We start from the raw sequence: 24,843 nt of genomic DNA on the forward strand, positions 1-24,843 counted from the left end.
CTTAGAACCCCTGCGCGTCCAGGAGGGCGTCCTCTTCTTCCTCGGCCGTCGCCTTGGTGCGCTTCCGCGCTGGTGCCGGCCGACGGCGGGCAGCCGGGACGGCGGAGTGGACGGCCCCGTCGGCGGGCGTCTCCTCATCCTCGGCGTCAATCGCGGCGTTGCGCGCCTGCTGCCGCGCCGCATAGCCAAAGCCGACGAACATGAGCACGCCGAACGCGAACCACTGCAGGGAGTAGGAAAGGTGCGTCCCCTCGTCCGTGGACGGCTTGGGGAACGCCACGGGCATGTCGGCAACAGCGGGCGTTTCCGAGGCCAGCTGGCCGTACGCCCCCGTGAACACCGGATAGCCCAGTTGCGCCGCATAAGTTTGCAGGTCGATGGACGCCAATTGTCCCGTGGGTGCCCCGCGCTGCAGCTCGGGCTCGCTGTGCTTCAAGCGCACGACGGCGGTCACCTCACCGGCCGGGGGCGCCGGCACCGAATCCGGACTGCCGGGATTCTTGTTTCCGATGGGCAGCCAACCCCGGTCGATCACCACGGTTTCGCCGCTGTCCAGCCGGAACGGGACAACAACCTCGTACCCCGGCTGGCCGTTGAGGGGCCGGTTCCTCACCACGCGCTGGCCGGCAGCATCGTAGGTTCCCTTGAGCTCAACCTGGGTCCATTCCTTGGCCGGGTCCAGCTGCGCGAACTGGTCCTTCGCCTGGGAGAAAGGGATGGGGGTTGCCGAATAGTTGTTGACGACCCTGTTGATTTCGGCAAGGGTTTCGGCGCGGCGGTCCATCTGCCAGCGGCCCAGGAAGACGCAGGCCGTGGCAAAGATGGCGGCCAGCAGGAGATAGCCCAGCCACTTGCTGGAGAAGAGGAAGCGGTACATTCAGATGTCCTGCTCCAGGGGGACCGCGTCCGCCTGCAGGGGAAGGGTTTCCTTCCAGAGTCCCCGCGTTTGCAGATAGTCCTCAAGCCATACCCGGTGCTCCGCGCAGGCCAGCCAGGTCTTCCGCCGCTCGGGAGCGTGGATCTTGGGATTGTTCCAGAGGAGCTGCCAGGACGCTTCGGACCTGCAGGCCTTCCGCGAGCAGAGAGCCGTTGACTCCGATGCCATGTCCGATCCTGCTGCGAAATCGAAAAGGCTCATGGCGCCTGCCGCTCCTCTCCCTGTTCCTCGTCGTCTGCTACCAGTTCGCCCTGGAGCACCGCGCTCCCTGCTTCTTCGTCCTCGGCCGGGGGAGCCGGGCTTTCGAGCTCCGCCAGGGGCGCGGAATCGATCAGCAGGTCGCTGTGCCCTTCGGCCTTGTCGTTGCCGTTGGCTATGACCACCGCCACCCAGGGAAGGAACACCGCGCCGGCCACCGCAATGATCTTGAACCAGCCGTCCACCACGAAAATCATGACCAGGCAAACCATGCGGATGCCCATTGCCAGGGCGTACTTGATCATCCGCTGTCGCATGTCCTCCGAGTGCGCTCCAGCAGCTTCGGTAATGCTGTGTACCTCGGTATCGCCGGAGAACCGGCCCGGTTCTCCGGGCGCGGAATGTCCCGCATGGTTTTCAAGGGTCACGGTGAATAATCACGCTCCAAAGGCTTCCCTCAATTCTCGCACCATCGGCAGTGCTGCCCAAACCCGTACCGGGGCTGCCGCTAAGATCGGAGGCAGCCCAAACCACTCACTGCAACCGCGGCCCAGCCTGCCGCAGAAAACCGGAGCCCTCTATGACTGAAGCAGTTTCCGCAGCCCGCAGCGTCCTGATCACCGGCGGAAACCGCGGTATCGGCCTGGCAATCGCACAGGCATTCCTGGCCAACGGCGACAAAGTGGCCGTGACCTACCGCAGTGAATCGCAGCTGCCGGAGGGAATCCTCGGGGTCAAGGCCGATGTGACCGACGAGGCCTCCGTGGACGCAGCCTTCAAGGAAGTGGAAGCCGCCCACGGCCCCGTCGAAGTCCTGGTGGCCAATGCCGGCATCACCAAGGACACGCTGCTGCTGCGCATGAGCGAGGACGACTTCACCTCCGTGATCGACACCAACCTCACCGGCGCGTTCCGCGTCATCAAGCGTGCGTCCAAAGGGATGATCCGGCTGCGCAAGGGCCGCGTCGTCCTGATCTCCTCGGTGTCCGGCCTGTATGGCGCTCCGGGCCAGATCAACTACTCCGCGTCCAAGGCCGGACTGGTGGGCATCGCCCGGTCCCTCACCCGCGAACTTGGTTCACGCGGCATCACCGCCAACGTGGTGGCCCCCGGTTTCATCAATACCGACATGACCGCCGAACTCCCCGAAGCAACCCAGAAGGACTACCTGGCCAGCATTCCGGCCGGCCGCTTCGCCGAAGCGTCAGAGGTTGCCAATGTGGTCCGCTGGATCGCCAGCGACGAAGCCGCCTACATCTCCGGGGCCGTCATCCCGGTGGACGGCGGCCTGGGCATGGGGCACTGACCAGCCCCGCCCACGGCCCTGCAGTGCACTAGGCCGGTGGCCCTTATTTGTCGAGGTCGGACAAAGGCATTGGGAACAGCCGCTGGCATGATGGACTGCAGGCCACAACGATTTGGATGTTTCGAACAAAGGAAGCTCGTATGGGACTGCTGGACAACAAGACGGCCATCGTCACCGGATCATCGCGGGGCATCGGCGCGGACGTAGCCAAGATCCTCGCCTCGGAAGGCGCCGCCGTCGTCGTCAATTACCGCCAGAAGGCGCCCCGCGCCAACAAAGTGGTACAGGGAATCGAGGCCGACGGCGGCCGGGCGGTAGCCGTCGGTGCCGACCTCACCACGCAGGAAGGCGTGCAGGCGCTGGCCAGCGCGGCCATGGAAAACTTCGGGTCCCTGGACATCCTGGTCCTGAACGCCTCCGGCGGCATGGAAACGGGGATGGGGGAGGACTACGCGCTCAAACTGAACCGCGACGCGCAGGTGAACATGCTCAACGCCGCCGTGCCCCTCATGCGGGAAGGCTCCCGCGTGGTGTTTGTCACCAGCCACCAGGCCCACTTCATCAACACCGTTCCCACCATGGAAGCCTACGAGCCCGTTGCCCGCAGCAAGCGCGCCGGTGAGGACGCCCTCCGGGAACTGATCCCCAACCTCGCGGAGAAGGGCATCTCCCTCGTGGTGGTCTCCGGGGACATGATCGAAGGCACCGTCACCGCCACGCTCCTGGACCGCTCCACGCCAGGTGCCATCGAGGCACGCCGCGCCGAAGCCGGGAAGCTGTACTCCGTGGAGGAATTCGCCCAGGTTGTGGCCGGTATGGCAACGGCCGACGTCGAGTCCGGCCACACCGAGTATGCCGGCGGCGCAGACTACTTCGGCAAGGGCGTCCAGTAGCCGCCCGCTGTTGTACGCCTTAAACCCCTGATGGGCTCCGCCAAGCGGAGCCCATCAGTTGTTTGCAGGGACTCAGACCCCAGCGATGTAGCGGACGGCGTCCAGGTAAGGCATGTTCACTGCGGCATCCGCTACCGCCCTGACGGCCGGCTTGGCGTTGAACGCCACCCCGATGCCGGCGGCGCCGAGCATGTCCAGGTCGTTGGCGCCATCGCCTACGGCAACGGTGTGTTCCAGGGCAATGCCCTCCGCCGCGGCCCACTCGCGCAGGTACTTCTCCTTCGCGGCCCGGTCCACCACCGCGCCGAGCACCTTGCCGGTCAGCGCACCGTCCACGATTTCCAGTTCGTTGGCCTGCCAGTAGTCCAGGCCAAGGTCCGCGGCGATCGGTGCGAGGATCTGGTTGAAGCCACCGGAGACCACAGCCACCACGTGGCCTGCGGCCTTGAACGCGGCAACCAGTTCGGCGGCCCCTTCGCTGAGTTGCACTTCGTGGCGGACGGAATTGACGACGTCGGCCGGCAGCCCCGCGAGGACAGCCACCCGGGCGTGGAGGGACTGCGCGAAATCCAGTTCGCCGCGCATGGCGGCCTCGGTCACGGCGGCCACTTCTTCCCGCTTGCCGGCGTACGCGGCCAGGAGTTCGATAACCTCCTGCCGGATCAGGGTGGAATCGACGTCCATGATCAGCAGCTTCCGTTCGGCGGCGCGCAGCCCGGCCGGCACCAGGGCGGTGTCAAAACCCTCGATCGCGGCCGCTGCCACGGCCCGCCGCAGGGACGCGAGCCCGGCCGCCGTGTTGTCGGGAAAGGCGAGTTCTGCCAGGGACACCTGGTAGCGGTCATCGCCCAGGACGGTCTCGGACAGCACCTCGGCGCCCTGTCCAGCAAGGACGGAACGCAGCTGCTCCAGCCCGTCGGGGGTCAAATTTTGGCCATAGCTGACCGCAGTAACGTTCGAAGTCATGCCTGCAATCTTATCGAGCGGCAACAAGGTCCCCTGCATTCGTTGCGCACCCGACTTCGGGGGTTCCCGGGACCTTCACGCCGGTTATCAGTCATCATCTTTTTTGTCCTAGTGTCTATTCCTATGAGTGATGTTCTGGAACTGGACTCCGTCAGCGTTGTCCGTGGTAAGAAGACCCTGCTGGACAAGGTCGACTGGCAGGTCAACGAGGGCGAGCGGTGGGTCATCCTTGGCCCGAACGGCGCCGGCAAAACCACCCTCCTCCAGATTGCCGCAGCCCGGCTCCACCCCAGCAGCGGCACGGCCGGCATCCTTGACGAAGTCCTTGGCCGGGTGGACGTCTTCGAGCTCCGGCCACGCATTGGCCTGTCATCGGCGGCCTTGGCCACCCAGATCCCTGAGCATGAGAATGTCCTCAACGTGGTGGTCACCGCGGCGTACGGTGTCACCGGACGCTGGCGGGAAGGGTACGAGCGCGACGACGAACGGCGCGCCTTCCGGCTTTTGAACGACTGGGGCATGGGGCCGCTGCTCAACCGGACCTTCGCCACCCTGTCCGAGGGGGAGCGGAAGCGCGTCCAGATCGCCCGCGCCCTGATGACCGATCCCGAGCTGCTGCTGCTGGATGAGCCGGGCGCAGGCCTGGATCTTGGGGGACGTGAAGAACTGGTGCACAAGCTTGGCGAGCTCGCCCGCGACGAGGCCGCTCCGGCCATGGTCCTGGTCACGCACCACCTCGAAGAAGTGCCCCCCGGCTTCACGCACGCCATGTTGCTCCGGGACGGAGGCGTGGTGGCCGCCGGCCCCATCACCGAGGTCCTCACCGAAGAACACCTGAGCACTACTTTCGGCCTTCCCTTGGACGTGTCCGAAAACGCGGGCCGTTACACCGCTACAGCACGCCGCTAAGCCACGCCTGCCGAACCGTTGTGGAATTTTTCAGCAGCACCATTGTGTTCGTCGCCGGCCTGTGGGCCGGCACCATCAATGCAGTAGTTGGCTCCGGGACCCTGGTCACCTTCCCGGTCCTCATCGCCCTGGGGGTGGCCCCGGTTGTAGCTTCCATGAGCAACGCCATGGGCCTCGTGGCCGGTACCGCGGCCGGTGCGTTCGGCTACCGCCGGGAGCTCGCAGGGCGGGGCCGCCAGGTGCTCCGGCTCCTGCCGGCGTCGGTCCTCGGCGGGATCACCGGGGCGTGGCTGCTGCTGCACCTGCCCGAACAGGTTTTCCATTATGTCGCTCCCGTGCTCTTGGTATTGGCGCTGCTGATGGTGGTTTTCCAGCCCAGGCTCCAGGACTGGGTCCGCAACCGCGAGGCCAATCCCGAACACGCCGTACGGGACAAGCGCCACGGGATCCTCCTGGTGGTGCTCGTGTACCTGGCCGGCGTGTACGGTGGCTATTTCGTCGCGGCACAGGGAATCCTGCTGGTAGGAATCCTCGGGGTGTTCCTCACCGGGACCATCCAGAACGCGAACGCCATGAAGAACATCCTGGTCCTCGGCGTGAACATGGTGGCCGCCATCTCCTACCTGGTCTTCGCCTTCGACCGGATCAACTGGCTGGTGGTGCTGCTGATCGCCGTCAGTTCCACCATCGGCGGCCTGATGGGATCCAAGGTGGGCCGGAAGCTCTCGCCGCGCGTCCTCCGGGCGGTCATCTTCAGCCTGGGCATCGTGGCCCTGGGCGTTATGATCGCCAACCTGCTGAAATAATCACCCGGTGACCTTCCATTACCTCGAATCCGCCGATGACCCGCGCGTAAGCGACTACACCACGCTGACCGATGTCCACTTGCGCAAGCTCCGCGAGCCTGCCGAGGGGATGTATATCGCCGAATCGTCGCGGGTGCTCCGCCGCGCGCTGGCGGCAGGCCATGCGCCGCGCTCATTCTTCCTGGCAGAGAAATGGATGGCGGACCTCGACGACGTCTTCCAGGCCTACCCTGACGTTCCCGCGTACATTGGCTCGGCCGCCTTGCTGGAGGAAATCACCGGCTTCCACCTCCACCGCGGCGCGATGGCGGCGATGCAGCGCCCGGCCCCGGTGCCCCTGCCGGAGCTCCTCGCCGGTGCCCGCCGCGTGGCCGTGCTGGAGGACATCGTGGACCACACCAACGTGGGCGCGATCTTCCGCTCTGCCGCAGCCTTGGATATTGACGCGGTGCTCGTCTCGCCGAGGTGCGGCGATCCGCTCTACCGCCGGAGCGTCCGGGTCAGTATGGGCACCGTCTTCCAGGTGCCCTGGGCGCGCCTGCAGGACTGGCCCGGGGACCTGCAGGTACTCAAGGACCACGGATTCACGGTCGCCGCGCTGGAGCTGACGCCGGACGCCGAGGACGTCGACGCGGTGGCAGCCCGCAATCCAGACAAGCTCGCCCTGGTGCTCGGCACCGAAGGTGCAGGCATGAGCGCCGGCACCCTGGCCGCCGTCGACCTCGCCGTCAAAATCCCGATGCGCAACGGCGTGGATTCCCTCAACGTGGCCGCGGCCTCAGCCGTGGCGTTCTGGGAGTTGCGCGCACGGGGGTGACCTGCACCTTCACAGGGGCGCCGGTTCGTCAGCCCCCTCGGCTTGGTCTATGATGGATAGCTGGTTGTCCTGCTTTTTCAGCTTCGGCTGATCCGACAGATCCCAGCCATCCCATTCATACCTGGCAACTGGCAAAATCCAGTTGCGCGAACAAAGGTCCAATTATGAAGTCTGATACCCACCCGAAGTACGAAGCTGTTGTCTTCAACGACCTGGCCTCCGGCACGAAGTTCCTGACCCGCTCCACCGTGTCTTCCTCCAAGACCATCGAGTGGGAAGACGGCAACACCTACCCGGTCATCGACGTCGAAATCTCGTCCGAGTCCCACCCGTTCTACACGGGCAAGCAGCGCATCATGGACTCCGCAGGCCGCGTCGAGCGCTTCAACGCTCGCTTCAAGGGCTTCGGCGGCAAGAAGTAATTCCTTCGCCCAAGCTTGTTGCTGGACGCCCGCACCGGAAACGGTGCGGGCGTTCTGCTTTAACCGTGCACCCGTTTTTTGGGGCAGGATGGGAAGCATGAGCCAGCACTTTCCTGCCACTGATCCTGCCGGCACCCCGCGACTGCACGGCGAATACAAGGTCCCCGGCGGCAAGCTCGTCGTGGTCGACCTTTCCGTCGAGGACGGGGCTCTGGCGGAGGTCTCCGTCAGCGGCGACTTCTTCCTCGAACCCGACGAAGCCTTGGAAGACATCAACCGGGCATTGACCGGACTGCCGGAGACGACGACGGCCGCGGACCTTGCTGCTGCCGTCACGGCCGCCCTCCCGGCCGGGGCCGTCCTGTTCGGCTTCTCCGCCGACGCCGTGGCCGTCACGGTCCGCCGCGCGCTTGCCAAGGCGACCTCCTGGACGGACCACCACTGGAACGTCATTGCGCCCACAGTGCTCCCCACGGAAATCAACGTTGCCCTGGACGAGGTTCTCACCGAGGCCGTCGGCGCCGGGGAGCGGACCCCCACCCTGCGGTTCTGGGACTGGCAGGAACCGTCCGTGGTGATCGGCAGCTTCCAGTCCGTCCAGAACGAGGTGGATCCCGACGGCGTGGCCAAGCACGGCATCAACGTGGTCCGGCGGATCAGCGGCGGCGGCGCGATGTTCATGGAAGCCGGCAACTGCATCACGTACTCGCTCTACCTGCCACAGACGCTGGTGGACGGGCTGAGCTTCGCCGACTCCTACCCGTTCCTGGACGCCTGGGTCATGGCGGCACTGGAGAAGCTCGGTATCAACGCCTTCTACGTCCCCCTCAACGACATCGCCACGGATCAGGGAAAGATCGGCGGCGCCGCGCAAAAACGCCTGGCCAACGGGGGAATGCTGCACCACGTGACCATGAGCTATGACATCGACGCCGACAAGATGGTCGAGGTGCTGCGGATCGGCAGGGAAAAACTCTCTGACAAGGGCACCCGCAGCGCAAAGAAGCGCGTCGATCCGCTCCGCCGGCAGACGGGCCTTGCCCGGATGGCGATCATCGAAGCCATGATCGAGGTGTTCAGCGAGCGCTACGGGGCCGCCCCGTCACAGCTGGCCGGGCACGAGCTCGCAGCCGCCGAGGAACGCGTGGCTGCGAAATTCGGCACCGAGGAGTGGCTCTACCGGGTTCCGTAGCCTCACGGCGGTTACCCGCCGACCGATGACGAAACGCCGGCGGCCTGCGCCGTGAGCGCCCGCACCAGGTGGCTTCGCTGTTCGATGATGATCCGGCGCAGGGCTCGCGGTGCATCCCCGTTGGCCGCCAGCCAGTCATCCGTCCGCCGGACCACTGCATGCTGTTCAGGAGCCGCGCCCTGCGCCAAGTCCTGCGATGACGGGTAGAGCCCGCGCACGATCCGGCTGGCGATTTCGATGCTCCGCTCAGCCCAAACGGTCCGCAGGCAATCGAAGTACGGGCCGACGTACGGGTCAAGCAACTGTGCCGGTGCCGTGCTGAAACCATTGATGGTGGCTGACAGCAACTGGTTGGAAAGCTCGTCTTTCTTCACGGCGGCGTCCCAGGCTGCCGCTTTCACGTGGGCTTCGGGACGGGCCGCCATCGCCGTTGCGTGGCCGGCGCGGCCGGAGGCCGTGGTGTCCCGGGCGAGTTCGGCATCGAGTTCGGCGGCGGTGGCCTGTCCGTTGGCGGCCAGCGCGTGCCACAGTTGCCAGCGCAGTTCAGCGTCGACGGCCAGGCCTGGCACGGGAGCTGAGCCGTCCAGCAGGCCGCGGAGCCGCGGGAGCAGGGCGGGATCGTGCCTGCTGAAGCCCGCCAAGGTCCGCGCCCAGGCCAGTTGCTGGTCCGACCCCGGTGTGGCCCGGTCCAGTTCGGTTGCCGCGGTGGCGAGGAAGGACGCGCGGACCGAGTCCCTGGCTGCCGGCGGGACATAGTGTTCGACGGCGGTGGCCGCGTTGTCGAGGATGTTCAACAGGACGCCGATTCCGGTCTCGGCGGGGGCAAACGCGGCTACGGCGTCCACGTAGAGGGCGGCTGGGCTTTGCGCGTCGCGGGCAGAGTTCCACAAGGCCGTCCAGCAGAGGGCGCGGGCCATGGGGTCGGTGATCCGGTCCAGGGCGGCGCGGACAGTCGCCAGGGAGTCCGGGTCCAGCCGTACCTTGGCGTACGTCAGGTCGTCATCGTTGACCAGGATGAGGGCAGGCCGTGGCTGTGCGGCAAGCTGGGGGAGTTCCGTCCTGGCGCCCGCCACGTCGGTCTCAAAGCTCCTGGTACGGACCAGCGCGCCCTCGCCGTCGAAATCGTAGGAGCCGACCCGGAGGCGGTGCGGCCGCAGCTCTTCGCGTCCGGTGGCCGGGTCCACTGCTTCCTGGACGATGGCCACCCCTGCCGGCAGGCCGTCGTCGGAACCGCCGGCGCCTACCTCAAGGGACAAGGTGGAGATCCCGGAGGTCTGCAGCCACTGGTGGGCCCAACCGGTCAAATCCCGGGCGGAAGCGGCCTGGAGGGCCTCGAGGAGATCGGCCAGCGTGGTGTTTCCATAGGCGTGGTTGCGGAAATACTCCCGTGATCCGGCGATGAAGGCGTCAAAGCCGACGTAGGCAACCAGCTGCTTCAGCACCGAGGCGCCCTTGGCGTAGGTAATGCCGTCGAAGTTCTGCTTGGCGGCTTCGAGGTCGGGGATGTCCGCCACGATCGGGTGGGTAGTGGGGAGCTGGTCCTGCACATAGGCCCAGGCCTTGCGCTTGTTGGCGAAGTTGACCCAGGCGGTGTCCCAGCCGGTGGCCTGGTCCACGCCCAGGGTGCCCATGTAGTCGGCGAACGACTCCTTGAGCCAAAGATCGTCCCACCACTGCATGGTCACCAGGTCGCCGAACCACATGTGCGCCATCTCGTGCATCAGGGTGTTGGCCCGGGCCTGGTACTGCGCATCCGTGGCGCGGGACGTGAAGACGTAGCTTTCCGTGAAGGTGACCAGGCCGGGATTTTCCATGGCGCCCAGGTTGTACTCGGGCACGAATGCCTGGTCGTACTTCCCCCAAGGGTAGGGGAAGTCGAAGAGGCGGTTGAAGAAGTCCAGGCCTGCCTTGGTGAGCCCGAACAGCGCCTCCGGGTCAAAGGACGCCGCCATGGACGCCCGGCAGTAGAGGGCGAGCGGCACGTCCAGGCGGGTGCCGTCGTCGAGTGTTGCCTCCCAGCGGTCTTCTGCCTTGAAGTAGGGGCCGGCGAGGACCGTGGTGATGTACGTGGACAGGGGCAGCGTGGTGGCGAAGTCCCACCGGGCGGTAGCCGGATCGCTGGTGAGCAGGGTGCGGTTCACCTCTGCCCCGTTGGATGCCACCTGCCAGTGGGCCGGCGCCGTCACATGGAAGGTGTAGGCGGCTTTGAGGTCCGGCTGCTCGAAGTTGGCGAAGACCCGGCGGGCGTCGGCCGGCTCGTACTGGGTGTAGAGGTAGCACTGGCCGTCGGCCGGATCCACGAAGCGGTGCATGCCTTCGCCCGAGCGGCTGTACAACGCCGTGCCGGTAACGGTCACCTGGTTCTCGGCCCGCAGGTTGTCCAGCCGGATCCGGGCGCCATCCACCACCTCCGCCACCGGCAGGCCCTTGCCGTTGAGGAACACGCTGTGCACTTCGCCGCCGATGAAATCCAGGAACGTGCTGGCGCCGGGCTCTGAAGCCGTGAAGTTGATGACGCTGCGGCTCGTGTACCCTGCGACGGCCGGATCCGCCGCTTGCCGCACATCCAGCGAGATGTCGTAACTGGTGGTGCTGATCAGGACTGAACGTTCAGCGGCTTCGCGGCGCTGCAGATTCTCATGTGACACCCGGCTATCTAATCATGGTGCCGTTTGATTGACTCAGCCCGCGATCACGAAGGCGGCTGCAAGGCCCAGCACGGCAATCAGGAGCCAGGAGGCGAGGGCCGCGAGGAGCGCCGGCCCGCCCGTGTGCAGCAGGGTGCGGATCCGCACCGCGGAGCCCAGCCCGAACAAGGCTGCGCCCAGGAGGATGTCCTGCAGGGTGGCACCGGCCTCGAGCCAGCCGGGACCCAGCCAACCCGTTGACCGAAGCGCCACCATGGCAACGAACCCCAGGACAAACAACGGCACCAGCGGCGGCCTTTTCGCGGTGGAACCGTCCGGCCCGGCCGGGGGCCGGGCGCCGCTGCGGTGGTGCGCCCCCGCCAGCGCGGCAACCGGGGCCAGCAGCAGGACCCGGGTGAGCTTGACGACGACGGCGATCGCCAGCGCCGCGGTGCCGGCGGTTTGCGCCGTGGCCACCACCTGGCCGACGTCGTGCACCGAGGCACCCGTCCAGGCGCCGAAGACGGCCGCGGAAAGCCCCAGCGGATGGGAAAGCAGGGGAAGGACACCAATGGCCAGGGTTCCGCAGAGGGTCACCAGGGCCACCGGCAGGACCGTATCCGCGTGCCGGATGCGGCGGACGGCGGCCATGGCGCCGATTGCCGAGGCGCCGCAGATGGAGAACCCGGTGGCCACCAGCAGCGATGTCACCGGCGGCAGGCGGAACAGGCGGCAGATCGCGTAGGTCCCGCCGAAGCTGGCAGCCACGACGCCCACGATCAGGACCAGCGCCGGCCAGCCCAGGCCCAGGACGTCCATGACGCTGACCTTCAGGCCAAGGACCACGATCCCGCCGCGCATCAGGTGCTTGCCGGCGAAATCCAGACCCGGCCTGGCAGGGCCGGCCGTCCACGCTCCCGATCCCGGCAGGTTGGCGGCGAGGACGCCCAGGACCACGGCAACGGTCATGGCCGGCAGGGCAGGAACCAGTCCGTGCACGAGAAACGCGGCGGCAACGGCGGCTGCCGCGGTCAGTAAGCCTGCCATGAGCCGGACCAGCGGGCGACGGGAACCGCCGTGGCCCGGCGCTGGGAGGCTTCTGCTGTCTGGCACTCACCTACTGTGCCCGAAGAGGCCCGTAAAGTACGAACCGGGCCATCGGTGCCAACACGCCAGAATGGATGGCAGTAATGAATTCGAAACAAAAAGATGGTTGGCTATTGGACATGTCAGACCTATTCCAGGATTACTCCGAGGCCGCGGGCCGCACCGGGGCCTACGACGAGATGTTCGCCCCCGGCCAGCAGGCCAGGGACTCGTACGGGCAGGTGGCGGACGCCCTCCGGAAGCTCTCGCTGGCGGACGTGAGTGCGCGCGCGGACTCGATGGCCCGCACCTTCCTGGACCGCGGTGTCACGTTCGACTACGCGGGCGAGGAACGGCCCTTTCCGCTGGACATCGTTCCCCGCGTCATCCCGGCCGCCGAGTGGAGCGTCCTGGAGCGCGGCGTCGCCCAGCGTGTGCGCGCCCTCGAGGCTTTCCTGAACGACGTCTACGACAAGATGACGGTGGTCTCCGACGGCGTCATCCCGCGCCAGCTCGTGACCACCAGTGCACACTTCCACCGCCAGGTCCACGGCTTTGAACCGGCCGGCGGGGTCCGGGTCCACATTTCCGGCATCGACGTCGTCCGCGACGCCGCCGGCACGTTCCGCGTCCTGGAGGACAACGTGCGTGTTCCCTCCGGCGTGAGCTATGTGCTGGAGAACCGGCGCGCGATGGCCAAGGGCCTGCCCGAAGCCTTCGGCCAGCAGCTCATCAGGCCGGTCGAGGAGTATCCCCGCCGGCTGCTCTCGGCCCTGCGCAAGACCGCGCCGGCCGGCGTCGACGACCCCACCGTCGTCGTCCTCACCCCCGGCGTGTTCAACAGCGCCTACTTCGAACACACGCTCCTGGCCGGGCTCATGGGCGTGGAACTGGTGGAAGGCCGCGACCTCATCTGCCGCGGCAACCGTGTCTACATGCGCACCACCGCGGGCGAACAGCGCGTGGACGTCATCTACAAGCGGATCGACGACGACTTCCTGGACCCGCTGCAATTCCGCTCCGATTCCATGCTCGGCTGCCCCGGCCTGGTCAACGCCGCCCGCGCCGGCGGTGTCACCATCGCCAATGCCGTGGGCAATGGCGTGGCGGACGACAAACTGGTTTACAGTTACGTCCCTGACCTGATCCGCTACTACCTCAGCGAGGAACCCATCATCGCGAACGTGGACACCTTCCGCCTCGAGGAGAAGGAGGCCAGGGAGTACACCCTGGACAACCTTGCCGAACTGGTGGTCAAGCCGGTGGACGGGTCCGGCGGCAAAGGACTGGTCATCGGCCCGGACGCTTCCAAAGATGAACTGGACGCCCTCCGCCAGCGGATCATCGCAGATCCGCGCGGCTGGATCGCACAGCCCGTGCTGCAGCTATCCACCGTTCCCACCCTCGGCGGGGACAAATTCGGTCCCCGGCACGTGGACCTGAGGCCCTTTGCCGTGAACGACGGCGAGAATGTCTGGGTGCTCCCCGGCGGGCTCACCCGGGTGGCGCTGAAGGAAGGGTCCCTGATCGTCAATTCCAGCCAGGGCGGCGGATCCAAGGACACCTGGGTCCTCGCCGATTCACCCCAGATGCCGGTGGAAACTGTTCCCCGCCAGTCGGTCACGGTCCGCGAGCGGGTCTCCGTGTGGCCCGTGGAAAGCAACTGGCGGGACCGCCAGTCGGAGCAGCAGCAGTGAGCCGCGCCGCCGTCGGGCATTTTTCTTTCAACGTTCCGGACGCGCAGGAGGTAGCCGCGAATGCTTAGCCGTATTGCCGAGTCCTTGTTTTGGATCGGCCGCTATGTGGAGCGGGCGGACGGCACCGCCCGCATCCTCGACGTGCACCTGGAGCGCCTGAACCACCTCCCGATGGAGGAACGCCGAAGCGTTGCCCAGGAACTCCTGGCGGTAATGGGAGCCCGGCCGCAAAGCGAAGACTTTGGCCTGCCCGAACTGCTGCACGCCCTGGCCTACGACAAGACGAGCGCCACGTCCATCGCCGGGTCCCTCGGGGCAGCCCGGGAAAACGCCCGCCGTGCAAGGGAAACCGTCTCGTCCGGTTTGTGGGAGAGCCTGAACACCACGTACTACGGGCTCAGCCAGCACCGCAAGGATGTGGTGGGCACCTACCGCTTCTGCAACTGGACCCTGGAGCGGACGGCCATGGTCAGCGGCCTGGCCGACACCACGGTCAGCCACGACGAAAGCTGGCTCTTCCTGGTCCTGGGCCGATCCCTGGAACGCGCCGACATGACGGCCCGGATGCTCTCGACCCGCGACGTGCTCTCTGCGGGCATGTCCTGGGTCAACATGCTCCGCTGCGCCGGTGCCTACGAATCGTTCCTGCGGACCCGGCGGGCAGCGTTCGGCGACCAGCACGCGGCCGAATTCCTGCTCCTGGACCGGTTGTTCCCGCGGTCGATTGTCTACGCACTGCGCGACGCCGACGAGTGCCTTGCCAAGCTGGATCCGTCCGCGCAGCGGGTTGGCTTCATCAACGACGCCCGCCGCATCGTTGGCCAGGCCCGGACCTTCCTCGAGTTCCACCGGACGGATGACCTCATGTCCGAACTGCCAGAGCACATGGAGCGGGTGCAGAAGGCGGTTTCCCAGGCCTCGGATGCCATTTCCCGTAAGTACTTCAATCAGGCGGACGAACTTGCCTGGGTGGGAGAAGTGTCATGACCCGGTTGAGCATCGTCCACAGGACGGCCTACAAATACAACAAGCGGGTGACGCTGTCCTACAACGAAGCCCGGATGACGCCGCTGACGGACTCCCAGCAGGTAGTGCTGGAATCCGTGGTCAAGGTGTCCCCGTCCCAGGCAGCCGTCAGCACCTACCGTGACTACTGGGGCACCCGGGTGACGGCCTTTGACATGCAGATGCCGCACGACAACCTCGAAGTGGTCTCCAACATCACTGTGGAGGTGCACCGGGCGGAAAAGATCCCCACCGAGGCGGACATCGTGGGCTGGGACGTCCTGGCGTCGCCGGACACCCTGAACACGTTCAGCGACTGGCTGCCGCAGTCCCGGCTGAGCGGCCCCGGTGAGGAAGTCCTGGGCATCGTTCCCGGCGTGGTGGCCGGCAAGAACCCGCACGAGGCGGCCATGGCGGTCTTTGCCTGGATGCGGGGCGAGATGACGTATATGTCCGGCTCCACCGCCGTCACCACCAATGCGGAAGAGGCCTGGGGCCAGCGTCAGGGTGTCTGCCAGGACTTGGCCCACCTTGCCATCGGTGCACTGCGGAGCTGCGGCATTCCGGCCCGGTATGTTTCCGGCTACCTGCACCCGCGGTCCAGTGCCGGGATCGGCGAAACCGTGGCCGGGCAGTCGCACGCCTGGCTGGAATGGTGGGACGGGGACTGGCGCAGCTGGGACCCCACCAACCACAAACCGGCCGGGGACTTCCACGTCACGGTGGCGCGTGGCCGGGACTACCGCGACGTGCCTCCGCTGAAGGGCATCCTGTCCGGCGGTGGCGGGTCCGCCCTCAATGTAAGCGTCGAGATCACCCAGCTCGCCTGACCACGGCGCCCCCGGCCCTCGCGGCCGGGGGAGGTGGCGGCGTCGTCCTATTCCGGTGCTGACCTGGCAGAACTGCTGATCTGCGTCCACCAGGTCATCGGATCGGTGACTTTGAAGCGGCGCCCGGTCATGGACTCCGGGGTGACGCGCACGAACGCATCCTTGCGTCCTGCCTGCCAGGGGAACAGGTAGAGGCGGGAGGTATCGAGGACCTCCTCGGTGCTGGTGACCAGTGCGGCGGTCCCCTTGATCACCACGCTCCACGCCAGGCCAGTGGCCGGGTCCACGCCGTCTGCCTCCACGGCGACGGCGGCGTCCTCACCGGTTGCGGCGGAGAGCTTGGTGCCCTGGCCGGTGCGGAACACCAGGGTGCCCCCGTCCACTGTGTAGTTGACCGGAAAAATGTCCGGCCGCCCGTCCACCAGTACCGCGAGCCTGCCCACGGAGACGGTCCGCAGCAATGCCCAGCAATCGTGGTGTTCCAGGTTCTCCACTTGGGTTGATGACTCGTTGCTCATGCCGTGAGCATACGCCCATCACCAGGGGCTGGGCTTGTAGTCCTTGAGGAAGACACCGTACTGGTCCTCACCGTTTTCGCCCATGACGATCGGATCATAGACGCGGGCCGCGCCGTCCACCAGGTCCAGGGGAGCGTGGAAGCCTTCCTCCATGAGCCGGACCTTTGTGAAGTGGGGCCGTTCGTCGGTGATCCACCCGGTGTCCACTGCCGTCATCAGGATGCCGTCGGTGTCCAGCATCTCCTGGGCGCTGGTGCGGGTCATCATGTTCAGCGCTGCCTTGGCCATATTGGTGTGCGGGTGTCCCGGCCCCTTGTAGGCCCGGGAGAACTGGCCTTCCATGGCGGAGACGTTCACGATGTACTTTCGTCGCGCCGTGGACCGTTTCATGGCCCCGCGAAGGCGGCTGACCAGCAGGAACGGGGCCGTGACGTTGCAGAGCTGGACTTCGAGCATTTCCAGCGGATCCACTTCGTCCACCACCTGGGTCCAGCTGTTGATGGTGGCCAGGTCCGGGACCAGCCCCCCGGCGTCGATGGCCGTCCCGGACGCAATCCGTTCCAGTGACGCCGAGCCGGTGGACAGGGCGAGCGACGTGATCGCATCGCCGGCCAGGACCGGGTGTTCGGTCACGCTGCCGGCCAGGGCCAGGGGGTGCTTGTCATGGGCGTGGCCGAAGGTCAGCAACTCGGGACCACCGTTGGCGTGTTCCAGGGCCGGGGGCAACGGCTCATCCTCGGCATCCACCAGCGGCTTGTAGGCGTTGCCTGACCGACGGACGGTCTGGGCCGCGTTGTTAATGATGATGTCCAGCGGCCCGGCCTCGTCCAGCGAATCGGTCAATGCCATCACCTGGGCCGGATCACGGAGGTCGATGCCGACGATCCGGAGCCGGTGCAGCCAGTCGGCGCTGTCCTCCATGGCGGCGAACCGGCGGGCGGCGTCCTTGGGGAAGCGGGTGGTGATGGTGGTATGGGCACCGTCCCGGAGCAGCCGGAGGGCGATGTACATCCCGATCTTGGCGCGGCCGCCGGTGAGCAGCGCACGCCGGCCGGTGAGGTCAGCGCGTGCGTCGCGCTTGCTGTGGCTGAAGGCCGCGCATTCGGGGCAGAGCTGGTGGTAGAAGGCATCCACCTGGGTGTAATGCTGCTTGCAGATGTAGCACGGACGTGACCGGATGAGGTGGCCGGCGATGTTTCCGGTGGCGGACGGGGCCAGTTTGTTGCCGCGGGTTTCGTCGTCGATCCGGTCCGGGGCAGCGGTGGCGGTCTGGGCGATGACTGCCCGGTCGGCTTCGGCAATGGAATCGCGTTTGGTGACCCTGCGGTGGCGCTTGACGGCCTTGAACATCTTGCCGGTGGCGCGGCGCACCGAAACGTAGTCGGGGTGCTCCTCGTCGTACGCGTGGATCGTATTCAGGACCTTGAGGCAGGCCTGGATTTCCTCAGGGGTCAGATCGGGGGAGCTCATTAGCCAAATTTTACAGCGTACGGCGCGGGCCGGAGGACCGTCCAGGTGCTCCGGCCCGCGCCGTATGCTCTTGCCGTCAGTACTAGGTCAGGACACCCTGGCGCCGTCCGGTGAGGCCTGCGCCGCGGCGGCCGCGTGCGTCCCGGCCACCTTGCCCACGGTCTCGCGGACCTCGGGGTACTGGTCAGCCGCAGCCTTGACGGCGTTTGGCATGAGCCCCAGGTGTTGGGCGGCCAGCTGCCGTTCGTCGTCGCCGGGTTCCGGTACCTGCTGGCCTTTGGCCAGGACGGTGATGCCGGATTCGGTGACCTTGAAACCACGCGCCCGGTCCAGGTCCGGGTCCAGGCCGATGGCAGCCCCTGCCGGCACCTTGACATTCTTGTCCAGGATGGCCCGGTTGATCACGGCGCCTGCTCCAACCTGAACCTTGTCCATCAGGACCGAGTCCGTGATCCTGGCGCTCGTGGCCACGTAGACGTCGTTGGAAAGGACGGAGCCTTCAACGATGCCGCCGGAGATGACCACGCCGCTGGCCACGATCGAGTCCAGGGCCGTTCCCACCGTGTTGTTGTCGCCCCGGACAAACTTCGCGGGCGGCGAGATGCTTTGCCGGGTGTAGATGGGCCACTCGGAGTTGTAGAGGTTGAACACCGGCATCGGGGAGATGAGGTCCATGTGGGCATCGTAGAAGGAGTCGATGGTGCCCACGTCGCGCCAGTAGGTGCGGTCACGGTCGGTGGAGCCGGGAATGTCGTTGAGCGTGAAGTCGTAGACACCGGCTTCACCACGGTTGACGAAGTAGGGGATGATGTCGCCGCCCATGTCGTGTTTGGTGTCCAGCCGCTCGGCATCCACATGCAGGGCTGCCACCAGGGCGTCAGCGTCGAATACGTAGTTGCCCATGGAGGCCAGGAACTGGGACGGGTCCGCCGCCAGGCCCGGCGTGCTGGCCGGCTTTTCGACGAACGCGGCGATCTTCTGGGAGTCGTTCTGGTCCACTTCGATGACGCCGAACTGATCGGCCATGTGCAGCGGCTGCCGTACGGCCGCGACCGTGGCCTTGGCGCCGCTGTGGACGTGCTGGGCCACCATCTGGGCGAAGTCCATGCGGTAGACGTGGTCCGCGCCGACCACGACGACGATGTCGGGGTTGGCGTCATGGATAAGGTTCAGGGATTGGTAGATGGCGTTGGCGCTGCCAAGGAACCAGCTCTTGCCCACGCGCTGCTGGGCGGGAACGGAAGCGATGTAGTTGCCCAACTGGGTGGACATGCGCCAGGTCTCAGAGATGTGGCGGTCAAGGCTGTGCGACTTGTACTGGGTCAGGACGACAATCTGCAGGTAGCGGGAATTCACAAGGTTGGATAACGCGAAATCGATAAGTCGGTAGCTGCCGGCAAAGGGCACGGCGGGTTTGGCCCGGTCTGCCGTCAGTGGCATCAGCCTGTTTCCCTCGCCGCCTGCGAGGACAATGGCCAGGACTTTCTTATTTAACGGCATGGTGGTCGCTCCTGTACGCCTTCGTAACTCCCAAGACAGTCCGGTGCACCCGGACTCCTTCACACTAGAACAGTTATGCGTGAAGGACTACCTTGGGTCTTGTGCGTATAGACATTGTGACTAAAGAGTTTCCGCCGGAGATCTACGGTGGCGCCGGGGTGCACGTCGCCGAATTGAGCAGGGTGCTTAGTAAGCATGTTGACCTGCAGGTTCGTGCTTTCGGGGCGCCGCGGGACGCTGACTACCACGGGGCGACGGTGACGTCCTACCAGGTGCCGGAGGACCTCGGCGGGGCCAATGCCGCGGTCCAGACCCTGGGCGTGGACCTCCGCATCGTGCCGGATGTCCAAGGCGCCGACGTGGTCCATTCGCACACCTGGTACGCCAACATGGCGGGGCATCTGGCGTCGCTGCTTCACGGAATTCCGCACGTTCTCAGTGCCCACAGCCTCGAGCCGCTGCGTCCTTGGAAGGCTGAGCAGCTCGGCGGTGGCTACGCCCTTTCGTCCTGGGTGGAGAAGACGGCGTACGAAGCTGCGGCCGCCATCATCGCCGTTTCGGAGGGCATGCGGCAGGACATCCTGCGCAGCTACCCCAACGTGGACCCGGAGAAGGTCCGGGTGGTCCACAACGGCATCGATGTTGCGCTGTGGCAGCGTGACGAGAATGACGACGCCGTCCGCGCCCTGGGCATCGATCCAGCCAAACCAAGCGTCGTTTTTGTGGGAAGAAACACGCGGCAAAAGGGCGTCCCCTACCTCCTGCGGGCCGCCGCGAAGCTTCCCGCCGACGTTCAGCTGGTCCTGTGCCTGGGCGCGGCCGACACCCCCGAGCTGGCAGCGGAAACCGCCGCACTGATCGAGGACCTGCAGAAGCAGCGCACGGGCGTTGTCCTCATCGAGCGGATGCTGCCGCGCCATGAGCTGATCCAGGTGCTCAGCCACGCCACAGCGTTCGCGTGCCCCTCCATCTACGAACCCCTCGGAATCGTCAACCTCGAGGCGATGGCCTGCGGGGCAGCCGTGGTGGCCAGCGCCACCGGCGGCATCCCCGAAGTGGTGGAGCACGGCACGACCGGGCTCCTGGTGGACCTGGAGCAGGTGACCGACGGGACCGGAACGCCGCTGGATCCGGAGAAGTTCGTCAAGGAGTTCGCAGCAGCCCTCACCGAAGTGGTGTCAGATCCCGAGCGTGCCCGCGCCATGGGACAGGCCGGCCGGGAACGTGCCGAAAAACACTTCTCCTGGGAATCCATCACCGAGACCACCCTTGAGGTCTACCGTTCGGTGCTGCCCGCCACCAGCTGAGCGTTCCACGCAGAAACGACGCCGGCGCCGCCCCCGTGGAAGGGGGGCGGCGCCGTCGTCGTTATGCCACTCGAGGGGGCGGCCCGTGTGTCTCAGCCGTTGCGGCCGGCCGCGGTCTTAGCGATCAGGACCTTCTCGTCCACCGGAGCCTGGCCACTGGCACGCTCATTCCGGAAGTGCGCACGGGCCTCGTCCTGGCGCACCTTTTCGGCACCCGTGGCGATGGCGGCGCGGACATGGTCCTCCCCGTAGCCGAAAGCGTCCACCAGGTCCACGGCGTGGGGACGGATCTTCTCCAGCAGCCGGTTGATGTAGCCGCCCACTGTCCGTGCCCGCTGCATGGAGAGGCGGCCGTTCATGAGGTACCAGGACAGATTCTTCTCGATCAGGGACAGGCCAAAGAGGTCCCGCAGCCAGGTCAGGACCTTCCTGGTGCCCGGGTCGGCCACCTGCTGGAGCGCCTCGGTAAAGGCCTCCCACTGCAGCAGCTCGGCGTGTGCCTGGGCAGCGTCGATAAGTTCGTTCTGGTGCCTGTTGAACAAGGCTGCGCCCTTGTCCTGCGAGAGGCGCTTGCTGCCCTTGAGTGCGGCACCCGCCTCAGCCACCATGGTCTGCACCCTGTCGGTCAGGAGCGCGCGCTGGCCTTCCTCGTCGCGGAGGGCGATCGCAGCCTTCTGGACCGACCCGGTGTCCGCCACGAACTGCGCCACCTGGCGCAGGCCGGTGCGGTGGACCGCGGCGCCGGCCGCCTGGTTTACCACGTAGCGCGCCAGCACGCCGAAGTCCACGTTCCGGAACTCCTTGGCGTAGTCGGCGAGCAGGCGCTTGGCCACAAGCTGCAGCAGCACGGTGTTGTCGCCCTCGAACGTGGCATAGACGTCAAGGTCGGCCCGGAGCGAGGCGAACCGGTTCTCGATCAGGAATCCGGCACCGCCGCATGCCTCCCGGCACTCCTGCAGGGTATCCAGCGCGTGCCAGGTGCTCAGCGGCTTAAGCGCCGCCGCGAGGGTTTCGAGGTCCTGGCGGTCCGCGTCGGTGTCGTGCGCGCCGGAGAAGACGTCGTCGAACTTCTGCAGCAGCTGTTCATGGGCAAAGCCGGCAGCATAGGTGGTGGCGAGGCGGGTGAAAAGCCTCCGCTGGTGCCGCTGGTAGTCCAGCAGGACTTCCTCGTCGGTGTGGGACGAAGCGTTGAACTGGCGGCGTTCGGTGGCGTACTGGATGGCCGCCTTCAACGCCAGCTTGGACGCGGCAACGGCAGCGCCGTCCAGGGACACGCGCCCTTGGACCAGCGTTCCCAGCATCGTGAAGAAGCGGCGGCCGGGACTCGCAATGGGGGACGTGTAGGCGCCATCGGCGTCCACGTTGCCGTACCGGTTCAGGAGGTTGGTGCGCGGGACGCGGACGTTCGTGAAGTGCAGGCGGCCGTTGTCGATCCCGTTCAGGCCGCCCTTGATGCCATCATCCTCGCCGCCGATGCCGGGCAGGAACTCCTTGGTGTCCGGGTCCCGGAGGTCAACATAGAGTGCGTGGACGCCGTGGTTGACTCCCCTGGTGACAAGCTGGGCGAACACCACTGCTCCCAGTCCGTCCATGGCAGCGTTGCCGATGTAGTCCTTCCACGCTGCACGGAACGGGGTGTGGATGATGAATTCCTCGGTATCCGGGTCATAGGTGGCCGTGGTGGCGATGCTGGCAACATCAGAACCGTGCCCTGTTTCCGTCATGGCGAAGCAACCGGGGATGGCCAGGCTCATGATGCCCGGCAGCCACTTGGCGTGGTGTTCGGCCGTGCCCAGGTGCATGACGGCCGACCCGAACAGCCCCCACTGGACCCCGGCCTTGATCTGCAGTGAAGGATCCGCCACCACGAGTTCCTCGAACCCGGCGATGTTTCCGCCGTGGTCGTCGGAGCCGCCCAGTTCCGCCGGGAATGCGCGGTGGACGGCGTTGTTGTCCACGAGGTATTGCAGCTGGCCGAATACCCGTTGGCGATGGTCCGTATGTGTCAGGCCCTCGACCTTGTGCAGTTCCGGCCGTGCAGCCAGGTCCCGGGCTTGGAGCCGGACATCGGCCCACTTTCCCAGGAGCTGCCGGCCCAGGGCCGCGACGTCGACGGCGGGTGCAGGGGAGTCGGCTACGGGGTTGGCTGCCGGGGTTGCCGGGGAGCGGAGCCCTTTTCGGGCGGTGCGGTCCACTACGTCAGTCATGTCACAGTCCTTCTTTGGCGGATAACTTGGTGGTCGGTGGGGCGGGGGTGAGTTCGGGTGCTATGCCAACACACAGCCACGCCGTAATGTGGCGGGCCATGGCTTCCTGGCTGGGCTTGGCGGGGGAGTCCGGAGTGTTGAGCCATTGCTCTCCAGCGTTCCGTACCAGGCCGATCGCGGCCCGGGGCCAGAATCCGATGACCGTTTCCCCCACATCACCCAGATGGGAGCGCATGGGCGCAGCGATCATGTCCGCAATGGCATCGAAGAAGTGGCCCAGGGCGCCGGCCGACGTCGCGGGAGACGTGGGTTCCGTGGGCTCGGCGGGGGTGTAGCTGGTGACGAATGCATAGACGCTGGGGCTGGTGTCCGCCATCTGCAGGTAGGCCGAGACCATCGCGAGCAAGCCTTCCCGCGGCGTCACGGCACTCTGCGCGGCTTCCTTGATGCGGTTCTGCATCTGGCTCAGGACCACTTCCCCCACCGCCTGTTGCAGGCCGGCTTTGTCCCCGAAGTAGCGGTAGAAAACGGACTTGGAGGTTCCTGCCGCGGTGGCGATCTCCTCCATGGACGCATCGCTTCCGAGGGCATGGACCGCTCTGCGGGCCTGCTTGATCAGCTCCCGGCGGCGTTCCTCGCGGTGACTCTGCCAGCGTGCCGAGCGGCCGTCTGAACTGGCGGCAGGCGGGAGCTCGACGGTAAGCGGAAGGCTGGAAGTGTGGAAGTTCACGATACCCAGCGTATCAGGTACGCTGGGTATCGGTAACCGCATGTGAGCAGAGGAGCCACCCATGTCCATCGACGGACAGTCCACGCCAGCACCTGTCGAATCAGTTCGACCAGCAGTTTCTGCGCCGCGCAGGGCGGTGATTGTTGGCGGCAACAGGATTCCCTTCGCGCGCGCCGGCGGCGCCTACGCAAAGTCCTCCAACCAGGACATGCTGACCGCAGCCCTTGACGGCCTGATCGCACGGTTCGGCCTCCAGGACGAACGGATCGGACAGGTTGCCGCAGGAGCCGTCCTGAAGCACTCCAGGGACTTCAACCTCACCCGGGAAGCCGTCCTGGGGTCTGCACTGTCCGCCGAAACCCCGGTGTACGACCTCCAGCAGGCATGCGCCACCGGTCTCGAAACCGTGGTGGGGCTGGCCAACAAGATCAAGCTTGGACAGATCGATTCCGCCATCGCGGGCGGCGTGGACTCAGCCTCTGATGCCCCCGTGGTGGTCAGCGAGGGGCTCCGCGACATCATCCTTGACCTCAACCGCGCCAAGTCGCTTCCACAGCGGCTCCAGATCCTGAGCCGCCTCCGGCCAAAGGACCTGGCGCCGCTGGCGCCCGGTACCGCGGAACCGCGCACCGGCCTGTCCATGGGGGAGCACCAGGCGCTGACCACGGCGCAGTGGCAGATTTCCCGCGAAGCGCAGGACGAACTGGCACTGAACAGCCACCGTAACCTCGCAGCCGCCTATGATTCAGGCTTCTTCGACGACCTGCTGACTCCCTACCGGGGACTGACGCGGGACGCCAATCTCCGCGCTGATACTTCCTTGGAAAAACTGGCATCGCTGAAGCCGGTGTTCGGCAGGAACCTGGGCGCCGGCGCCACCATGACAGCAGGCAACTCCACCCCGTTGACCGACGGCGCCTCAACCGTCCTTCTTGCCTCCGACGACTGGGCCGATGCCCGCGACCTGCCCAAACTCGCCGCCGTGGTGGACGCCGAAGCCGCAGCAGTGGACTTTGTACACGGCAAGGATGGCCTGTTGATGGCCCCGGTCTTCGCCGTGCCGCGGCTCCTGGCCAGGCAGAACCTGACACTGGGAGACTTCGACTTCTTCGAAATCCATGAAGCCTTCGCCGCCACGGTCCTCAGCACGCTGGCCGCATGGGAGGACGAGGAATTCTGCCGGACCCGTCTCGGGCTTGACGGCGCGTTCGGCAGCGTCGACCGTTCATGCCTCAACGTCAACGGATCTTCGCTCGCGGCGGGTCATCCCTTCGCCGCCACCGGCGGACGGATCGTGGGTTCGCTGGCCAAGATGCTGCACGCCAAGGCGGACGCGGAGGGCCGGCCCGTCCGCGGCCTGGTGTCTGTGTGCGCGGCAGGCGGCCAGGGCGTCGTCGCAATCCTGGAATCGGTGTAGGGG

General features: G+C 66.3%; 23 protein-coding genes. 12 read left to right on the forward strand and 11 right to left on the reverse strand.

From position 1 onward, the window contains the following. Position 1: 1 nt before the first annotated feature. From DFO47_RS09880 to DFO47_RS09890, 3 genes are read right to left on the reverse strand one after another with little or no spacing between them, the layout of a single operon-like run. Positions 2-877: an SURF1 family protein gene (locus tag DFO47_RS09880; RefSeq protein WP_018761294.1), complete on the reverse strand. Its 876-nt coding sequence runs from the start codon at positions 875-877 to the stop codon at positions 2-4. Further along, on the reverse strand, positions 878-1,138 hold the full coding sequence (locus tag DFO47_RS09885) for a hypothetical protein (RefSeq protein WP_018761295.1): 261 nt from the start codon (positions 1,136-1,138) through the stop codon (positions 878-880). Then, positions 1,135-1,563: a DUF3099 domain-containing protein gene (locus DFO47_RS09890; RefSeq protein ID WP_018761296.1), complete on the reverse strand. Its 429-nt coding sequence runs from the start codon at positions 1,561-1,563 to the stop codon at positions 1,135-1,137. The genes DFO47_RS09885 and DFO47_RS09890 overlap by 4 nt, the downstream gene beginning before the upstream one ends. Positions 1,564-1,715: 152 nt before the next feature. Here DFO47_RS09890 and DFO47_RS09895 point away from each other — a divergent pair, with 152 nt between their 5' ends. Beyond that, positions 1,716-2,441 (forward strand): beta-ketoacyl-ACP reductase, encoded by a 726-nt coding sequence (locus DFO47_RS09895; RefSeq protein ID WP_109044611.1) that lies wholly within the window; start codon positions 1,716-1,718, stop codon positions 2,439-2,441. A gap of 140 nt (positions 2,442-2,581) precedes the next feature. Beyond that, on the forward strand, positions 2,582-3,334 hold the full coding sequence (locus tag DFO47_RS09900) for an SDR family oxidoreductase (protein WP_109044610.1): 753 nt from the start codon (positions 2,582-2,584) through the stop codon (positions 3,332-3,334). A 72-nt stretch (positions 3,335-3,406) separates the two neighbouring features. Here the strand turns inward: DFO47_RS09900 and serB are convergent, their stop codons facing one another. Next, the gene (gene serB, locus DFO47_RS09905; protein WP_133831536.1) at positions 3,407-4,300 is read right to left on the reverse strand and encodes a phosphoserine phosphatase SerB; all 894 of its coding nucleotides are present in this window, start codon (positions 4,298-4,300) and stop codon (positions 3,407-3,409) included. A 123-nt stretch (positions 4,301-4,423) separates the two neighbouring features. Between serB and DFO47_RS09910 the strand changes: the two genes are divergently transcribed. The 5 genes from DFO47_RS09910 to DFO47_RS09930 all read left to right on the forward strand — a co-directional run bounded on the left by DFO47_RS09910 (position 4,424) and on the right by DFO47_RS09930 (position 8,446). Continuing rightward, complete coding sequence (locus tag DFO47_RS09910) at positions 4,424-5,209, forward strand: ABC transporter ATP-binding protein (RefSeq protein WP_018761300.1); 786 nt, start codon at positions 4,424-4,426, stop codon at positions 5,207-5,209. Positions 5,210-5,229: 20 nt separating this feature from the next. After that, the gene (locus DFO47_RS09915; RefSeq protein ID WP_109044609.1) at positions 5,230-6,015 is read left to right on the forward strand and encodes a sulfite exporter TauE/SafE family protein; all 786 of its coding nucleotides are present in this window, start codon (positions 5,230-5,232) and stop codon (positions 6,013-6,015) included. Positions 6,016-6,022: 7 nt separating this feature from the next. Next, positions 6,023-6,832, forward strand: a complete 810-nt coding sequence (locus DFO47_RS09920; RefSeq protein WP_018761302.1) for an RNA methyltransferase — start codon at positions 6,023-6,025, stop codon at positions 6,830-6,832. A 164-nt stretch (positions 6,833-6,996) separates the two neighbouring features. Further along, entirely contained in the window at positions 6,997-7,254 is a 258-nt protein-coding gene (locus tag DFO47_RS09925) for a type B 50S ribosomal protein L31 (protein ID WP_018761303.1), read from the forward strand. A gap of 97 nt (positions 7,255-7,351) precedes the next feature. Next, positions 7,352-8,446, forward strand: a complete 1,095-nt coding sequence (locus DFO47_RS09930; protein WP_133831537.1) for a biotin/lipoate A/B protein ligase family protein — start codon at positions 7,352-7,354, stop codon at positions 8,444-8,446. Between the two features lie 11 nt (positions 8,447-8,457). On the opposite strand, the gene pepN is transcribed toward DFO47_RS09930, so the two are convergent. Together pepN and DFO47_RS09940 are read right to left on the reverse strand one after the other, a co-directional pair. Then, positions 8,458-11,094, reverse strand: coding sequence for an aminopeptidase N (gene pepN / locus DFO47_RS09935; RefSeq protein ID WP_133831538.1), 2,637 nt, complete (start codon positions 11,092-11,094; stop codon positions 8,458-8,460). 33 nt (positions 11,095-11,127) lie between these two features. After that, positions 11,128-12,120, reverse strand: coding sequence for a putative sulfate exporter family transporter (locus DFO47_RS09940; RefSeq protein WP_133831688.1), 993 nt, complete (start codon positions 12,118-12,120; stop codon positions 11,128-11,130). A 179-nt stretch (positions 12,121-12,299) separates the two neighbouring features. Between DFO47_RS09940 and DFO47_RS09945 the strand changes: the two genes are divergently transcribed. The 3 genes from DFO47_RS09945 to DFO47_RS09955 are packed head-to-tail and all read left to right on the forward strand — an operon-like array spanning position 12,300 to position 15,691. Next, positions 12,300-13,856 (forward strand): circularly permuted type 2 ATP-grasp protein, encoded by a 1,557-nt coding sequence (locus DFO47_RS09945; protein ID WP_018761307.1) that lies wholly within the window; start codon positions 12,300-12,302, stop codon positions 13,854-13,856. A 60-nt stretch (positions 13,857-13,916) separates the two neighbouring features. Continuing rightward, positions 13,917-14,843, forward strand: coding sequence for an alpha-E domain-containing protein (locus DFO47_RS09950; protein WP_018761308.1), 927 nt, complete (start codon positions 13,917-13,919; stop codon positions 14,841-14,843). Further along, the gene (locus DFO47_RS09955) at positions 14,840-15,691 is read left to right on the forward strand and encodes a transglutaminase family protein (protein WP_018761309.1); all 852 of its coding nucleotides are present in this window, start codon (positions 14,840-14,842) and stop codon (positions 15,689-15,691) included. The genes DFO47_RS09950 and DFO47_RS09955 overlap by 4 nt, the downstream gene beginning before the upstream one ends. 47 nt (positions 15,692-15,738) lie before the next feature. Here DFO47_RS09955 and DFO47_RS09960 read toward each other — a convergent pair whose 3' ends face one another. The 3 genes from DFO47_RS09960 to glgC form a co-directional block, all read right to left on the reverse strand. After that, positions 15,739-16,209 carry a pyridoxamine 5'-phosphate oxidase family protein gene (locus DFO47_RS09960; protein ID WP_026264461.1) on the reverse strand — a complete coding sequence of 157 codons (471 nt, stop codon included), beginning with the start codon at positions 16,207-16,209 and terminating at the stop codon, positions 15,739-15,741. An 18-nt stretch (positions 16,210-16,227) separates the two neighbouring features. After that, positions 16,228-17,679 carry an SDR family NAD(P)-dependent oxidoreductase gene (locus DFO47_RS09965; protein ID WP_133831539.1) on the reverse strand — a complete coding sequence of 484 codons (1,452 nt, stop codon included), beginning with the start codon at positions 17,677-17,679 and terminating at the stop codon, positions 16,228-16,230. A gap of 87 nt (positions 17,680-17,766) precedes the next feature. Then, positions 17,767-19,179 (reverse strand): glucose-1-phosphate adenylyltransferase, encoded by a 1,413-nt coding sequence (glgC, locus tag DFO47_RS09970; RefSeq protein WP_133831540.1) that lies wholly within the window; start codon positions 19,177-19,179, stop codon positions 17,767-17,769. Between the two features lie 101 nt (positions 19,180-19,280). Here glgC and glgA point away from each other — a divergent pair, with 101 nt between their 5' ends. After that, positions 19,281-20,486 carry a glycogen synthase gene (gene glgA / locus DFO47_RS09975; RefSeq protein ID WP_026264462.1) on the forward strand — a complete coding sequence of 402 codons (1,206 nt, stop codon included), beginning with the start codon at positions 19,281-19,283 and terminating at the stop codon, positions 20,484-20,486. A gap of 92 nt (positions 20,487-20,578) precedes the next feature. Here glgA and DFO47_RS09980 read toward each other — a convergent pair whose 3' ends face one another. Both DFO47_RS09980 and DFO47_RS09985 read right to left on the reverse strand, forming a co-directional pair. Next, positions 20,579-22,693, reverse strand: coding sequence for an acyl-CoA dehydrogenase (locus DFO47_RS09980; protein WP_133831541.1), 2,115 nt, complete (start codon positions 22,691-22,693; stop codon positions 20,579-20,581). Position 22,694: 1 nt separating this feature from the next. After that, positions 22,695-23,423, reverse strand: coding sequence for a TetR/AcrR family transcriptional regulator (locus DFO47_RS09985; protein ID WP_133831542.1), 729 nt, complete (start codon positions 23,421-23,423; stop codon positions 22,695-22,697). A 61-nt stretch (positions 23,424-23,484) separates the two neighbouring features. Here DFO47_RS09985 and DFO47_RS09990 point away from each other — a divergent pair, with 61 nt between their 5' ends. Beyond that, a complete protein-coding gene (locus tag DFO47_RS09990) occupies positions 23,485-24,840 on the forward strand; it encodes an acetyl-CoA C-acetyltransferase (RefSeq protein ID WP_133831543.1) in 1,356 nt (451 codons plus the stop codon). The last annotated feature ends 3 nt before the right edge of the window (positions 24,841-24,843 follow it).

The organism is Arthrobacter sp. AG258, from assembly GCF_004364695.1.
Classification (GTDB): Bacteria; Actinomycetota; Actinomycetes; order Actinomycetales; family Micrococcaceae; genus Arthrobacter.

Excerpts from the sequence above, each read along its gene's own strand:
- DFO47_RS09880 (WP_018761294.1), bottom strand. The coding sequence starts at position 877 with ATGTACCGCTTCCTCTTCTCCAGCAAGTGGCTGGGCTATCTCCTGCTG.
- DFO47_RS09885 (WP_018761295.1), bottom strand. The coding sequence starts at position 1,138 with ATGAGCCTTTTCGATTTCGCAGCAGGATCGGACATGGCATCGGAGTCA.
- DFO47_RS09895 (WP_109044611.1), top strand. The coding sequence starts at position 1,716 with ATGACTGAAGCAGTTTCCGCAGCCCGCAGCGTCCTGATCACCGGCGGA.
- DFO47_RS09900 (WP_109044610.1), top strand. The coding sequence starts at position 2,582 with ATGGGACTGCTGGACAACAAGACGGCCATCGTCACCGGATCATCGCGG.
- serB (WP_133831536.1), bottom strand. The coding sequence starts at position 4,300 with ATGACTTCGAACGTTACTGCGGTCAGCTATGGCCAAAATTTGACCCCC.
- DFO47_RS09910 (WP_018761300.1), top strand. The coding sequence starts at position 4,424 with ATGAGTGATGTTCTGGAACTGGACTCCGTCAGCGTTGTCCGTGGTAAG.
- DFO47_RS09925 (WP_018761303.1), top strand. The coding sequence starts at position 6,997 with ATGAAGTCTGATACCCACCCGAAGTACGAAGCTGTTGTCTTCAACGAC.
- DFO47_RS09930 (WP_133831537.1), top strand. The coding sequence starts at position 7,352 with ATGAGCCAGCACTTTCCTGCCACTGATCCTGCCGGCACCCCGCGACTG.
- DFO47_RS09940 (WP_133831688.1), bottom strand. The coding sequence starts at position 12,120 with ATGGCAGGCTTACTGACCGCGGCAGCCGCCGTTGCCGCCGCGTTTCTC.
- DFO47_RS09945 (WP_018761307.1), top strand. The coding sequence starts at position 12,300 with ATGTCAGACCTATTCCAGGATTACTCCGAGGCCGCGGGCCGCACCGGG.
- DFO47_RS09950 (WP_018761308.1), top strand. The coding sequence starts at position 13,917 with ATGCTTAGCCGTATTGCCGAGTCCTTGTTTTGGATCGGCCGCTATGTG.
- DFO47_RS09955 (WP_018761309.1), top strand. The coding sequence starts at position 14,840 with ATGACCCGGTTGAGCATCGTCCACAGGACGGCCTACAAATACAACAAG.
- DFO47_RS09960 (WP_026264461.1), bottom strand. The coding sequence starts at position 16,209 with ATGAGCAACGAGTCATCAACCCAAGTGGAGAACCTGGAACACCACGAT.
- DFO47_RS09965 (WP_133831539.1), bottom strand. The coding sequence starts at position 17,679 with ATGAGCTCCCCCGATCTGACCCCTGAGGAAATCCAGGCCTGCCTCAAG.
- glgC (WP_133831540.1), bottom strand. The coding sequence starts at position 19,179 with ATGCCGTTAAATAAGAAAGTCCTGGCCATTGTCCTCGCAGGCGGCGAG.
- DFO47_RS09980 (WP_133831541.1), bottom strand. The coding sequence starts at position 22,693 with ATGACTGACGTAGTGGACCGCACCGCCCGAAAAGGGCTCCGCTCCCCG.
- DFO47_RS09990 (WP_133831543.1), top strand. The coding sequence starts at position 23,485 with ATGTCCATCGACGGACAGTCCACGCCAGCACCTGTCGAATCAGTTCGA.